The sequence below is a fragment of the Paraburkholderia sp. WC7.3g genome, from assembly GCF_050436345.1.
Taxonomy (GTDB): Bacteria; Pseudomonadota; Gammaproteobacteria; order Burkholderiales; family Burkholderiaceae; genus Paraburkholderia; species Paraburkholderia podalyriae.
Genome location: NZ_JBNDMA010000001.1, coordinates 2,302,673 through 2,316,190, shown reverse-complemented (window position 1 = coordinate 2,316,190; position 13,518 = coordinate 2,302,673). Strand labels below are relative to the sequence as shown.

Genomic DNA, 13,518 nt, shown 5'->3' with positions numbered 1-13,518 from the left:
GAAGGAATATGAATGACGGATAAGTCGTGGACCGCCGCGAGTCGCCAGCAGGGCGCGCATCGTCCGGCCCGCATCGCATCGATCGATACGCATGCCCATGTATTCGAGCGCGGGCTGCCGCTCGCCCAGCAGCACCGCTATGCGCCCGACTACGATGCGCCACTGGACACCTACTTCGCACAACTCGACGCGAACCAGGTATCGCGCGGCGTGCTCGTGCAGCCCAGCTTTCTTGGCACCGATTGCGACTATTTGCTCGGTGCGCTGCGTCGCGCCTCTGACAGGCTACGCGGCGTCGCGGTGATCGAGCGCGATTGCGGAACCGATACCCTGACTGAAATGGCTCGAGCAGGCATCGCGGGAATCCGGCTAAACCTTATCGGACGTGCCGATCAGCCGCTCGACAGCTGGGTTAGCGCGCGCACGCTAGCGCATGTTAAAAAACTGGGATGGCACGTCGAAGTGCACGCGGAAGCTGCGAGGCTGCAAAGTATCGTCGAGCCGCTTCTGGAGGCCGAAATGAACGTGGTCGTGGACCATTTCGGCAGGCCCGATTCTGGCCTAGGTGCAGGCGACCCCGGGTTTCGCCGTCTTCTCGAGTTGGCTCACACACAGCGCGTGTGGGTCAAGGTATCGGGCGCATACCGGATTTGGCCGGACGATAACGGGGGTGGCAAGGAGATGCACGAGGCGTTCCGTCTCCTGAAAGCGGCCTTTGGCGTGCATCGCATGATGTGGGGCAGCGACTGGCCACATACGCAGTTCGAGGCACGCGAGCATTTTTCCCGTGCGCTACAACTGTTGTGCGCACTGATTCCGGATGAGGAAGAGCGCAGCGTGGTTCTGGCGGGCACACCAGCCAGCATCTACATGTTCGACGATATTTAGGTGACGATTCAACGATCAGGTAACAACATAACTGCAGCTGTCGCAAACAGCCCTTTCCTCATCAATCTTGCCGCGCGCCGACGCAACAGCCTACAGCTGGAACGTGCATGTCCTTTTTATTTGGCAGACGTGATCGGATGCAAAATGCGCGTCGGTAGAACTCGGTCAAAACCATAAATTCATTCATGACCCATCTAGATATACAACTGTTGCTGACAGCGCTGGTCAGCGTGCTGGTGCTGGTCGCACTCATCGTGTCGCGCATCAAGATGCACCCGCTTCTAGCCCTGCTCGTCGTTTCCATCGGCGTGGGCTTTGCAGCCGGCATGGAGCCGCAAAGCATCGTCAAGCACCTGATCAACGGCGCGGGCAAAACATTGGGCGCGGTGGGGATCGTGATCGCCCTGGGCGCCATGCTGGGCAAGATTCTTGCCGATGCTGGCATCACCGAGCAAATCGCCGAAGCCATTCTGAGTCGCGCCTCGGATCGGCTGATTCCCTGGGCCATGACGCTGGTGGCCTTCGTGGTGGGTATTCCCATGTTTTTCGAAGTGGGTCTGGTGGTCATGTTGCCCTTGATATTCAGCGTGGCGCGCAAGCTGGAAAGCCACGCTCGCTTCAAAGGCTCGGCTTATGTGTACGTCGGCGTTCCCGTGATCTCGGCTCTCGCCGCGATGCATGGCATGGTGCCGCCTCACCCTGGCCCTTTGACAGCCATCGCGACCCTTAAAACCTCGGTGGGCCCCACCATGCTGTACGGTTTTCTGGCGGCCATTCCGGCCATGATTCTGGGCGGCCCGCTCTATGGCGCATTCATCTCGCCGCGCATGAGGACCAAGCCCGACCAGGCCTTGCTGGACCAATTCACCCTCACCGAGAAGACTGGCGGTGGCCAGCGGCCCGGCGTCGGGCTCGGGGTGCTGGCAGCCTTGCTGCCCGCGATCTTGATGCTGGTTCATGCCGTCTCCGAAATGGCGCTGCCGAAGGGCACGCCGGCCCTGCATGTGGCCAGCTTTCTGGGCGATCCCTTGATCGCCATGCTGCTGGGTGTGCTGTTCGCCGCCGTGGCCTTGGTCCTCGCGCGCGGAGGCGATGCCGAAAAGCTTCGCGACGCACTAGGCAAGAGTCTCAAGCCGATTGCCTCCATCATCATGATCATTGCCGGAGGCGGCGCCTTCCAGCAAATGCTGACCAGTGCCAAGGTCGGCGATGCCATCGTGCATCTGACGCAGCAGTTCGCCTTTCCCCCGCTGATTCTTGGCTGGCTGATCGCCATGCTGCTCTCCGTCTCTACCGGCTCGGCCACCGTAGGTATCGTGGGCGCAGCCGGCTTGCTCGCGCCGCTGGCCGGCGCCGATCCCAGCCTGAGCTTGCCTTTGCTGGCCTTGTCCATTGGCTGCGGCTCGCTGTTTTTCAACTATGCCAACCATGCCGGCTTCTGGATGGTCAAGGAATCCTTTGGCATGACCATGGGCGAAGCCACCAAAACGATCTCGGTGGTTCAATCCATCGTGGCCGTGGTGGGCTTGATCATGGTGCTGATTTTCAACGTGGCAATTCCTGTTCATTGAATTGCGATTCATTCAGTGAACGGACCCACCTCTGTCTCGTTGTGGATAGGCGCATGTGGTAATCCCCCGGACGCGGCGCTCCTGGCCGACGAACGACGACTGTACGGATACACGAAAGGGCACCGGCTTACGGTGCCCGACGACTGTTAGCGACCGGCGCTCTGCCCGCCATCGACATGCAGAATTTCCCCCGTGATGAACGGTGCGGAGTCGAGGAATGGAATCGCGTCGGCGATATCGCTCATCTCGCCCATGCGTCCGAGCGGATGGAAGGCGCCCAGCGCTTCGTGGGTTTGCGGCGCGTGCATCGGCGACCTGATGATCCCTGGCTCGACCGCATTCACGCGGATTCCTTTCACATTCACTACGGCGGCGTAGTCTTCGGCTTGATCGAACGCGAAGTCGCAACCACGCGGTAATCGAGCTTGCGAAACGACGCCCTTCAATCAACCCTTTTTAGCCTGTGCCAGCCATTGGTCGAGACTGACGCGACCAATGCGCGCGTCGCCGAGCGGCACGAGCGACTGTTCCTCTACGCGGCCACCGTAGTACCGCGCGTCGCGATCTGTCACCACCGGGCGTGCGTCGCCTGCCGACTTCAGATAACGCGCGACGATCTCCGCGAAGGGCGCACGGTCTGGGCCGGCGATCTCGACTGTGCCGTTCAGCGCCGCGCCAAGCGCGATCTGCGCGAGGTTCGCCGCGACGTCGTCCGCGGCGATCGGCTGAAACAGCCCGTCGCCGACGCGCACCGTGCCGCCGTCCGTGCTGGAATCGGCAATCGCGCCGATGAACTCCATGAACTGGGTCGCGCGCACGATCGTGTACGGCACGCCCGCCGCCTCGATCACCTGTTCCTGCGCCACCTTGGCAACGAAATAGGCGTTCTCCGGCGTGCGATCGCATCCGACGATGGATAGCGCGACGTGATGGCGTACCCCTGCGGCCACTTCAGCCTTGCCGAGGTTGCGCGCCGAGGCGCGGAAAAAATCGAGCACCGCCTGCGGCTCCCATGACGGCGCATTCGTCACATCCACTACGACGTCCGCTCCCGCGAGCGCGTCGCTCAGTCCCTCGCCCGTCACGGCGTTCACACCGGTACGCGGCGACGCGGCTAGCGCCTCGTGACCCGCCTCGTTGAGCAGCGCGACAACACGCGACCCGATCAGGCCGGAACCACCCATTACGACGAACTTCATGGCAGATTCTCCAGAGCAACAACAATGAACGATGAATGCGTGGGTACGCCTGGCGGGAGTCGTATTGCGTGAAAGTGTTCGCGGCCGTCCCATCGCGTGAGGCTATTGTGGGAGACTCATGCCCTACCGATAAGTGCCAAGAATTGCCGATCCGACTAGTCCATGTCGTTTCCGCTTCCGTTGGCCGCGAGACCGTCATGACCTTGCCGACTCCCACTTTGATCATCGAAATCGATCGGCAGCAGCCGTTGCCGATCTATCTGCAGATCTGCGAGCGTTTCAGGACCGCGATCGCCTCGGGGCATCTGCGTCCCGGCGATCGCGTGCCGGCGCTACGCGGCCTCGCGATGCAGTTGAGCACGGCGCGCGGCACGGTCGAACTGGCCTACTCGATCCTCGTCGACGAAGGCTACCTGCAGATGCGCGGCGCGGCGGGGACGTTCGTCTCGCCGACGCTGCCGGCATCGGTAATGCGCTCGCCGCGTCGGCAAGGTCCTCAGGACCGGCAAGCTCAGCCGGGCGATGAAGGCACGGGCCCGCTGAATTCGCCGGACGCATCGCGCGGTGGTCAACCTGCGCCGCGCCAGTTGGCCATCGCCGTCGCCATGAGCGGCGAGCCGCGACCGCTGCAACCCGGGCTGCCCGCGCTCGACGCGTTCCCGAGCAAGGTATGGGACCGGCTCGTTGCGCAGCGCGCGCGCAGCGGCGGACGCGCGATGCTCGCGTACCCGGACCCGGCCGGCTACCGGCCGCTGCGCGAACATATCGCCACCTATCTCGGGCTGTCGCGCGGCGTGACCTGCGTGCCGGAACAGGTGTTCATTACCGGCGGCTACCGTGCGACGCTCGAGCTCGTGTTGCGCAGTCTCGCGCGCCCGAACGATCGCATGTGGTTCGAGGATCCGGGCTATCTGCTCGCGCGTGGTTTTCTGGTTGAAACCGGCGTGCAGCTCGTGCCGGTGCCAGTGGATGGCGAAGGGATCGACATCGAGCGCGGCACTCGACTGGACCCGGAGGCGCGCTTCGCACTGGTCACGCCGTCGCATCAGAGTCCGCTCGGACACACGCTGTCGCTCGCAAGACGCATCGCGCTGCTGGACTGGGCAGAAAAGGCGTCTGCCTGGATCATCGAGGATGACTACGACAGCGAGTTCCGTTATGCGGGCCGGCCATTGCCCGCTTTGAAAAGCCTTGACCGGCGCGATCGCGTGATCTATCGCGGCACGTTCAGCAAGGTGATGTTTCCCGGTTTGCGGCTCGCGTATGCGGTGGTGCCGGAGCGAGCTGTCGAGCGTGTGGCGCGGGTGGCACACAGCATGAACGCCGGCTCGCCGACGCTACTGCAGGCGGCCGCGGCCGATTTCATCAGGCACGGACATTTTGCCCGGCATCTGAAGCGGATGCGCGCGTTGTACGCAGAGCGGCGCATGCTGATCGTACATGCGCTGGAGCAGGCGTTCGGGGAGCGGTTGATTGTCGATTTGCCGCCCGGTGGAATTCAGTTCGCGGTGCAATTACCAGAAGGTCCCGATGGCCCGGCCGACGATGTCGCCGTCGCCGCGCGCGCCCGGGAGCTCGGACTCGCGGTGCTGCCCCTTTCGATCTGGTACGCGAACGGCCGCGCGCCGCGCACGCCGCGCGGCCTCGTAATCGGCTTCGCGAACATCGCCGATGCGGGTGAAGCAGGCCGTCTCGCGCGAACGCTGCGCGCGTGTCTGGACGGCTGAGGCGCAGCAAGTGTGCAGTTCCCGCGAGCGTGACTGAAGGACCGCAATCCGGCCCGCACGGATCGGGTTCGCCGTACTGCCTTGCCTCGGTGTGTTCAGGACGCGACTCAGGGGTGCGTCTGAGGGGTAAGGAATTGGCTGAACCGTAGTTCGCCCTGCTGGCGTACCTCGAAGTTCACACCGGCGTCCGTAAGGATGAAAAGCGCCGTCGCGAGGGTGTTTTCTTCGTCAGGGTCGGCCGGGTCGTCGCGATATATCGGCAGGCCCGTGGGAGCCCTGTCCGACAGCACCTGCAGCAGGCTCGCGCCACTCATGTCGCCACCGGCCGCAAGCAGCAGATCGACCCGCGCCTGGCGGTCGCCTGACGAGCGCGTGACAATCTGCGCCTCAGCGTCGCACCCTGCATGGATCAGATGGTTCGCATGACCCGACCTACCGGGGACTTGCGAAACCGAGCAGCGTTTGACCGTCGCCTCGACGCTCATCAGCCGCTCATCGCCGACGCAGCCCAGCGTATGGTGAAAGCCACTTGCTCGTTGTACGTTATTGAGGACATGCACCGCGTTATCAAGCGAAGCCGCGTCGAGCACGGCGCGCGATAGGACCATGCGGGGCACGCCGACTGCCGGCTGTTTGATGCGGAGATTGTTGATCGCCTGAACAAGACCGGCACGATTGACGGCGAAGGTATGTCCTGGCAGCGAGCCAGGATAGTAAAAGCTGACGAACCCGGGCTTGCCGGTTGGCCGGATGTCCACCATGCAACACTTGTCGCGCAGGTAGGGGTCGCCGTCCTCGTTGTGCGCAATGAAGCGTGCGTCTGGCGTGCTTGCCGCTAGCGTAGTGCAACCGTCTGGCGCATGGTGAATCAGCTCCCCCCGGCAGTTCCAGATGAATGCGTCTTCCGCCGGCCAGCCGAGGCCGACCGCCATGCCATCGATTTCGACGACCTGATCCGGGTACGTGGCTTCGGCGGCCTGGCGCAGGTCCTGCACGAACTGATGCCCGCGCCACTGTCTGACCGCCCGCCAGGCGGAGCTCTGTCCCATGTACGCGTCCATCACCGGACGCGCGGCTTGGCCAAGAGCAAGACCAATTTCATACGGCGAACCGGCGATGACCGTCGGTGCGAATGCTTGCATGTTGAACATGATCTCGCTCAGGCGACGTGTTTGAGAAAGTCTTTAAGCCGCGGCGTAGGCGGCCGTTCGACCAGTTCTATCGGTTCGCCATCCTGCGCAATCCCGCCTTGATCCATGAAAAGCAGGCGCGTGCCGACGCGCTTCGCAAATCCGATTTCATGCGTGACGACAATCATCGTCATGCCTTCAGTCGCCAGGTCCTGCATAACCTTCAGCACCTCATGCCGCAGTTCGGGGTCAAGGGCGGAAGTCGGCTCGTCGAAGAGCATCAGCTTCGGTCGAATGGCGAGCGCCCGCGCAATCGCCACACGCTGCTGCTGTCCGCCGGACAATTCGGACGGGAAGTGATTGGCCCGCGATTCGAGACCGACCTTGTCGAGCAGCGCCATCGCCTGGTCGCGGGCTTCGGCCCGCGAGGCGCCGCGCACCTGGATGGGGCCGAACATGACGTTCTCGAGCGCGGTCATCTGCGGGAACAGGTTGAACTGCTGGAAGACCATGCCGGCTTCCAGCCGGATGTTGCGAATGACCGACGCGTTGCCCTTGACACTCTGACCATCCACCAGCAATTCGCCGCCCGAGATCTTCTCCAACGCGTTGATGCATCGAAGCATGGTGGACTTACCCGACCCGGAGGGCCCGACCACGACCACCACCTCGCCAGAGTCGATACTCAGATTGATGTCCTTGAGCACGGGCACATGGCCGAAGCTCTTCGATACACCGTGAAATTCGATCATGCTCATAGTATGCGCATCCTTCTTTCAACAAGACGCAGCGTGATTGTCATCACTCCCGTCAGGATCAGGTAGATGAGTGCCACGACGGTCCAGATTTCAACCGCCCGGAAATTCCCGGCAATGATCTCCTGTCCCTTGCGCGTCAGTTCACCCACACCAATGACGATGAACAGCGACGTGTCCTTCAGGCTGACGATGCACTGGTTGCCAAGCGGCGGAATCAGCCGGCGGAACGCCAGTGGTCCAACGATTTTCAGCAGCACCCGGGGCATCGACAGACCCATCGCCAGACCCGCTTCCGTGAGACCTCTGGAAATTGACAGCAATGCGCCACGTATGACTTCGCTCAGATAGGCTCCCGAGTTCACGGTGATGGCAATGATGGCGGCTGTCAGGGCGTCGACGCGGATATGCGCAAGCAACGGCAGTGCGAAGTACAGGAACATGACCTGCACCACAATCGGCGTGCCGCGGATCAGTTCAATGTAGATCTGGGCCAGAACGTTCAGTGCGGGGGGGCCGTACGCCCGGAACATGCCGGTGATCATGCCGACGATGAACCCACCGATGAGCCCGACAAAAGCAATGAATACCGTTAGCTTCACTCCCTCCAGCAGGTCCGGAAGTGCAGCCCAGATGGCTGACCAATCGAATTCCACAAATCGCTCCTGGTTGATTCGTCAACGGCGCGGCGACTGGCGCCGCGCCCTCATTGCGGACGATTACGACTTGGGCGGCTCCGAACCGAACCATTTCTTGTACAGCTTGGCGTAGCGGCCATCCGCCTTGATTTTTATCAGTTCCTCGTTCACCTTCGGCACCAGCGGACTGCCCTTCGGGAAGCCAATTCCATATTTGTCACCACTGACCGGGGCGCCCGCCACCTTCACCTTGCCCTTGCCTTCGGTGTTCACGAAGTACAGGACGTTCGGCGTATCGTGCATTGCCGCATCGACGCGGCCTGCTTCCAGCGCCAGGTATGCTTCGTCGATGTTAGGAAACTGGCGGATTTCCTTCGGCTTCAGGTGTGCCTTGATCCAGTCGATTGTCGCCGTACCCGTCTTGGCGCCGATGATTTTTCCGTTCAGGTCGTTGATGGACTTGATGCTGGTGTTGTCGGCCTGGACCATGGCAGCGAGCCCGCTGTCGTAGTAGGGAGCCGAAAAGTCGATGGCCTTCTTGCGCTCTTCCTTGATGGTCATGCCCGACAGCGCCACATCGATGTTCTGGGTCTGGAGAGCTGGAATCAGGCCACTGAAATCCATCGGCTGGACCTTGTACTTCCAGCCTTGGTCCTTCGCGATTTCGGCCCACAGGTCGAGATCAAAACCGACGTACTTGTCACCCTGCCTGAATTCGAACGGCATGAAAGAGGTGTCAGTGCCGACGATCAGTTCTTTGCTTTGCGCGTGCGCGAGGTTCGTTCCGAACATGGCAATGGCGACGACAGATATGAGGAAGGAACGACGTCCCATGGATATTCTCCGCAGTGATTGACGATGCCCCTCCGGGAGGCGGGGTACGAGCGACAACACCCTGGGTGCATTGCAACGTGCGGTGCAATATTCTTACGATGCACAACATATGTTGTCACGACCAATACTAGTACACCAAAAACAGTCGTCAATAAGAATTTAGTCGTGGGAAACCCTCGTTGAAAATGACAGCCGGTACGGCGACGGCGCGATTTGCGGGTAAACGCCACAATGCAACATTCGTTTCTTGTGCCTATATTGATAGCAACATACGTTGTGTCAATTCGTGGTTGTGATCCGGTTCACCGATGGAGTCTCCGATGGCATTTGAAACGCTTCTTTATGGCGTGCAGGACGGGATCGCCGAAATCCGGCTGAACCGTCCGCACCGTCTGAATGCAGTGACGCAAAAGCTTTACGACGAATTGAGCGAAGCGTTGACCATGGTCGAGGCGGATCGCGGCGTGCGGGTTGCCCTGCTTACGGGTGAGGGCCGGGCATTCTGCGCGGGCGCCGACCTCAAGGAACACAAGGCCGGCCGCACGCCCTTCGAGCGCCGCGAGTACCTGCGCGGCGAGCAGGTGGCCTGCAAGCGGCTTCTCACGCTCGGCAAGCCCGTGATCGCTGCGGTCAATGGTTTCGCGCTCGGCGCCGGAGCGGAAATCGCGATTGCGTCCGACTTCGTTCTGATGGCCGAAAGCGCGCAGATTGGGCTTCCGGAAATCAGCATCGGGAATTTTCTCGGCGGCGGCATCACGTACCTTCTGCCGCGCCTCGTTGGACTGGCAAAGGCGCGCGAACTCGTTTTTCTCGGCGAGCGCATCGATGGCGTGGAAGCGGCGCGGATCGGCCTGGCGAACCGGGTCTTTCCGGACGATGGATTCCTGCAGCACGCCCGGGAATTCGCGCGCAAGGTCGCGAGTCAAGCGCCGCACTCGATGCGGCTCGCCAAGGATCAACTCAACTTCGCGGGTGAACGGACCTTCGATGCTGCGTTGACCGCAGAACTCGAGGGCATGATGTTCTGCTCCACCACGCGGGATTGGCAGGAAGGTGTCGATGCGTTCGCCGAAAAGCGTGCACCGGTTTTCAAGGGGGAGTAAGCATGCCAGCCCGTAACTTGCGTGACGTGTTCTACCCGGATTCCATCGTCGTGGTCGGCGCTTCGAAGGACGAAACCAAGCGCGGCTTCCGGTCCATCCATAAGCTGCTTGAAGACGGCTTCCCCGGCACAATCTATCCGGTCAATCCGAAGGAATCGGAAATTCTCGGTTTGAAATGCTATGCAAGTATCGAGGAGATTCCACAGGCTTTCGATCTCGCGCTCGTCTGCACGCCGGCGAAGACACTTCCAGAGGTGATCGAACAATGCGGGAAGAAAGGCGCGAAGGGTGCGGTGGTGCTCGCCGGCGGATTCGCGGAGGCTGGGGAGCACGGCCGACTGCTTCAGGAACAGATGGTCAGCGTGGCGCGCCAGCACGGCGTTCGTATCGTGGGACCTAATACTTCGGGTATTTTCAACACCCACAGGAACTGCAACATCGTTGGCTTCAGCAACCTCAGGAAGGGTGACATCGGGCTCCTGTCACAGTCGGGCAACATGGCCTTGTCGCTGGTGACCGAGGCGCAGGCGAATGGTCAGATCGGCCTGTCGACCTATGTCGGTATCGGCAATGAGTCGGACATCCGGTTCCACGAATATCTCGACTACTTCGCGGATGACGAGAACACCAGGGTACTGGTTGCGTACGTCGAGGGAATGAAAGACGGCGCCGAATTTCTCGAAGGGTTGCGACGCATCACCCGCAAGAAACCAGTCGTGCTGTACAAGTCGGGCCGCACCAGTGCCGGCATCGTTTCGGCGAAATCGCACACCGGCGCACTTGCCGGCGACTATGCAGTGAGCGAGGGCGTTCTGCGCCAGGCCGGCGCCGTGCTGGCCACGAAATCCGACGAAATCATGTCGCTGGCCGAAGCGCTGGCGCTGCTCAAGCCGCTCAGGTCGCGTCGCGTGGCGGTGCTCGCCGACGGTGGAGGACACGCAACGATTGCCGCCGACTCGTTGAGCGAATCGGGACTCGTACTGGCGACGCTGTCCCCGCAATCGCGCTCACGCCTCGCGGCCCTCCTGCCGCCTGCGGCCGCGACCGCGAACCCCGTCGACGTGGCCGGCGGCACCGATTCAAACCCCGCCGTATTCGCCGAATGTGCGCAAATTCTCCTTGACGATGCGGATGTCGATGGTCTGCTGATTACAGGGCTCTATGGAGGATATGGCGTGCGTTTTTCGCAGTCGCTGACGCCCATCGAGATGGAAACTTCCGCCCGGATCGCGCGGATTCACAACGAATCGGGCAAGCCGGTGGTGGTTCACAGCCTCTACGGAAGCTTGTATGCCGATTTGCGTCCAGCCCCTCTGGCCTCGATTCGCACGGCGGGGGTTCCGGTCTACGACTCGCTGGAAATGGCCGTCCGCTGTCTTCAGGCGCTCGCCGAGGTCGGCGAAGCTCACACCAGAACCGAACGCCAGGCACCGATTCCAGCCAAACGGTCGAGCACTTTCGCGCGGATCGTGGACGTCTGCCGCGCCGAGAACCGCACCGTCGTCCTCGAACACGAGGCACGCCAGGCGCTGGCCGACGCCGGTGTTCCGATGACGGCGAAAGCGGTCCTTGCACGCAGCCCTGATGAAGCGGTAGAGGCATTCCGGCAGCTCGGCGAAGTCCCGGTCGCAATGAAAGTCGTGTCGCGCGACATCATTCACAAGTCCGACGCAGGCGGCGTCCAACTGGAGGTCGGCGATGTCGGCGCGGTCAGGCAGGCCTTCGACGTCATTCTTGCAAACAGCCGTCAATTCATCCAGGACCCGGACATCACTGGCGTGCTCGTGACACCCATGGCGCCGAAGGGAGGAGTCGAGGTCATCGTCGGTGTCGTGCGCGACCCAACCTATGGCCCAGTCATGATGTTCGGACTCGGCGGAATACTGGTCGAAGTGCTCAAGGATGTCGTGTTCCGCTCACTGCCTCTGAACGAAGGTGACGCGCATCAAATGCTCGAAGAGATACGGGCGGCCGAGATCCTGAACGGCGTTCGCGGCGCACCTCCCACCGATAAAAACGCGCTGGTCCAGTTGATGCTAGGCATCTCGGCATTGTGTACGGCATTTCCAGAAATCGAGGAACTGGATCTCAACCCGGTGATGGCCTACCCGTCGGGAGTCAGCATTCTCGATGCACGGATTCTGCTCGATGCCGCGTCGCAGACGGCAGCCATTGATCGAAAAGGGAGCCCGACATGACCTTGGTCCCAACTCTGACGGACGCGATCGTCACGCGCAGTGGACGCGTCGTGACATTGACGCTGAATCGTGACGACGTTCGCAACGAATTGACTGGCACAAAACTGGTCGACGACATAGAAAGGACAGTCGCGTGGATCAACGCGAACGAAGATGTGGCGGCCCTGATTATCACCGGAGCCGGCAAGGCGTTTTCGTCGGGCGGGAATATCAAGCATATGCTTCACCGTGAAGGCAGCTTCGGCGGTGACGTCTACGAGGTTCAGAACCGCTATCGTGCCGGGGTACAGCGAATTCCGCTGGCCCTGCAGAAGCTCGAAGTGCCGTCCATTGCCGCAATCAATGGAGCTGCCGTGGGCGCTGGTTTCGACCTCGCTTGCATGTGTGATATCCGGCTGGCGGTGCCGGACGCCATTCTGGGCGAGACGTTTATCAACGTTGGGATTATCCCGGGCGACGGTGGCGCCTGGTTCCTTCAGCGTCTCGTCGGGTACGAGCGCGCGGCCGAGCTCACGTTCTCGGGCCGCACCTTCAACGGCGAAGAAGCAAAGGCGATGGGCATTGTCCTTGACGTTGCGGCACCTGACGAGTTGCTCGACGCCGCGCAGCGTCTGGCGCAAGGCTTCGCCGGCAAGCCGCCTCGCGCACTGCGCCTGACCAAGCGGCTCATGAAGGCCGCACAGCGGATGGAACTCGCGGACTTCCTTGAGCACTGCGCCGTCTTCCAGGGCATGTGCCACAACACCGACGACCATATTGAAGCGCTCGCAGCAACACTCGAAAAGCGGCCACCCGTCTTCAAAGGGCATTAGTCTCATACGCCGAAGCATCGGTTGGTATTGGTGGCGCGAGGCGGCCATCCAACGAGCGTGACTGAAGGACCGCAATCCGGCCCGCACGAGACCATCATCGACAAGGGATTAGCTCGCCGCCATGCCTTTGTCCGCCAGTTCCTTTTTCGCGCTCTCGTTCTTGGTCAATTGCGTCAGGCCCATGCCGCGCAGAACGTTCGGAGCCTTGGTGAACTGAATGTTGTCGTAGCCCACGATCTCGATGCGATTGCCCCAGGGGTCGCGGAAATCCAGAAACGGACCGTCGATCGTCTCGACGCCGGCCGCCTCGAGGGCGGCGCGCGCCGCCTCCTTGTCATCGACGACGAGGCCGACATGCCGGCCGTCATCGGCGGCCTGTTTGCGCCCGGCCTGCAACGCGATGAATTGATCGCCAAGATCGATGAAGGCCATCGTTTTACTCTTGCCGCGCAACTGAAAGTCGAAGATGCGGCCATAAAATGCCAGCGCTTGCTCGATATCGCCGACTTCCAGCGCGACGTGGTTGAAGCCGATGACGCGCGGCCTGGTGGAGTTAGCCATTTAATCCTCCGCTTGCAATCAGGGGATTGCGTTCACAAACTCGGTTCGTCGCGTCGAACATCGCCGGTAAACGTTTCGTCAATGTCGACCGCTGCGCCGCCG

General features: G+C 61.6%; 13 protein-coding genes. 6 read left to right on the top strand and 7 right to left on the bottom strand.

Annotated features, from left to right (window positions below; translation table 11 throughout):
• Positions 1–12 precede the first annotated feature (12 nt).
• The gene (locus OKW43_RS10710) at positions 13–888 is read left to right on the top strand and encodes an amidohydrolase family protein (protein WP_187634225.1); all 876 of its coding nucleotides are present in this window, start codon (positions 13–15) and stop codon (positions 886–888) included.
• Positions 889–1,073: 185 nt separating this feature from the next.
• Entirely contained in the window at positions 1,074–2,459 is a 1,386-nt protein-coding gene (locus OKW43_RS10705; protein ID WP_187634224.1) for a GntP family permease, read from the top strand.
• A 146-nt stretch (positions 2,460–2,605) separates the two neighbouring features.
• On the opposite strand, the gene OKW43_RS10700 is transcribed toward OKW43_RS10705, so the two are convergent.
• Together OKW43_RS10700 and OKW43_RS10695 are read right to left on the bottom strand one after the other, a co-directional pair.
• The gene (locus OKW43_RS10700; RefSeq protein ID WP_429447091.1) at positions 2,606–2,824 is read right to left on the bottom strand and encodes an SDR family oxidoreductase; all 219 of its coding nucleotides are present in this window, start codon (positions 2,822–2,824) and stop codon (positions 2,606–2,608) included.
• An 81-nt stretch (positions 2,825–2,905) separates the two neighbouring features.
• The gene (locus OKW43_RS10695) at positions 2,906–3,658 is read right to left on the bottom strand and encodes an SDR family oxidoreductase (protein WP_429447089.1); all 753 of its coding nucleotides are present in this window, start codon (positions 3,656–3,658) and stop codon (positions 2,906–2,908) included.
• Positions 3,659–3,855: 197 nt separating this feature from the next.
• Between OKW43_RS10695 and OKW43_RS10690 the strand changes: the two genes are divergently transcribed.
• Complete coding sequence (locus OKW43_RS10690) at positions 3,856–5,385, top strand: PLP-dependent aminotransferase family protein (protein WP_429447087.1); 1,530 nt, start codon at positions 3,856–3,858, stop codon at positions 5,383–5,385.
• A gap of 107 nt (positions 5,386–5,492) precedes the next feature.
• On the opposite strand, the gene OKW43_RS10685 is transcribed toward OKW43_RS10690, so the two are convergent.
• The 4 genes from OKW43_RS10685 to glnH form a co-directional block, all read right to left on the bottom strand.
• Positions 5,493–6,527, bottom strand: coding sequence for a C45 family autoproteolytic acyltransferase/hydolase (locus tag OKW43_RS10685; protein ID WP_429447399.1), 1,035 nt, complete (start codon positions 6,525–6,527; stop codon positions 5,493–5,495).
• Between the two features lie 17 nt (positions 6,528–6,544).
• A complete protein-coding gene (gene glnQ / locus OKW43_RS10680) occupies positions 6,545–7,273 on the bottom strand; it encodes a glutamine ABC transporter ATP-binding protein GlnQ (protein WP_187634221.1) in 729 nt (242 codons plus the stop codon).
• A complete protein-coding gene (gene glnP / locus OKW43_RS10675; RefSeq protein WP_187634220.1) occupies positions 7,270–7,926 on the bottom strand; it encodes a glutamine ABC transporter permease GlnP in 657 nt (218 codons plus the stop codon). The genes glnQ and glnP overlap by 4 nt, the downstream gene beginning before the upstream one ends.
• 63 nt (positions 7,927–7,989) lie before the next feature.
• Positions 7,990–8,742, bottom strand: coding sequence for a glutamine ABC transporter substrate-binding protein GlnH (gene glnH / locus OKW43_RS10670; protein ID WP_187634275.1), 753 nt, complete (start codon positions 8,740–8,742; stop codon positions 7,990–7,992).
• A gap of 308 nt (positions 8,743–9,050) precedes the next feature.
• Here glnH and OKW43_RS10665 point away from each other — a divergent pair, with 308 nt between their 5' ends.
• Genes OKW43_RS10665 through OKW43_RS10655 form a run of 3 tightly spaced genes read left to right on the top strand, consistent with a single transcriptional unit; the run spans position 9,051 to position 12,855 of the window.
• Positions 9,051–9,845 (top strand): enoyl-CoA hydratase/isomerase family protein, encoded by a 795-nt coding sequence (locus OKW43_RS10665; protein ID WP_429447085.1) that lies wholly within the window; start codon positions 9,051–9,053, stop codon positions 9,843–9,845.
• Between the two features lie 26 nt (positions 9,846–9,871).
• A complete protein-coding gene (locus OKW43_RS10660) occupies positions 9,872–12,043 on the top strand; it encodes an acetate--CoA ligase family protein (protein WP_429447396.1) in 2,172 nt (723 codons plus the stop codon).
• Positions 12,040–12,855 carry an enoyl-CoA hydratase-related protein gene (locus OKW43_RS10655; RefSeq protein ID WP_187634217.1) on the top strand — a complete coding sequence of 272 codons (816 nt, stop codon included), beginning with the start codon at positions 12,040–12,042 and terminating at the stop codon, positions 12,853–12,855. Before OKW43_RS10660 ends, OKW43_RS10655 begins: the two co-directional genes overlap by 4 nt.
• Before the next feature lie 108 nt (positions 12,856–12,963).
• Here the strand turns inward: OKW43_RS10655 and OKW43_RS10650 are convergent, their stop codons facing one another.
• Entirely contained in the window at positions 12,964–13,416 is a 453-nt protein-coding gene (locus tag OKW43_RS10650; RefSeq protein ID WP_187634216.1) for a VOC family protein, read from the bottom strand.
• Between the last annotated feature and the right edge of the window lie 102 nt (positions 13,417–13,518).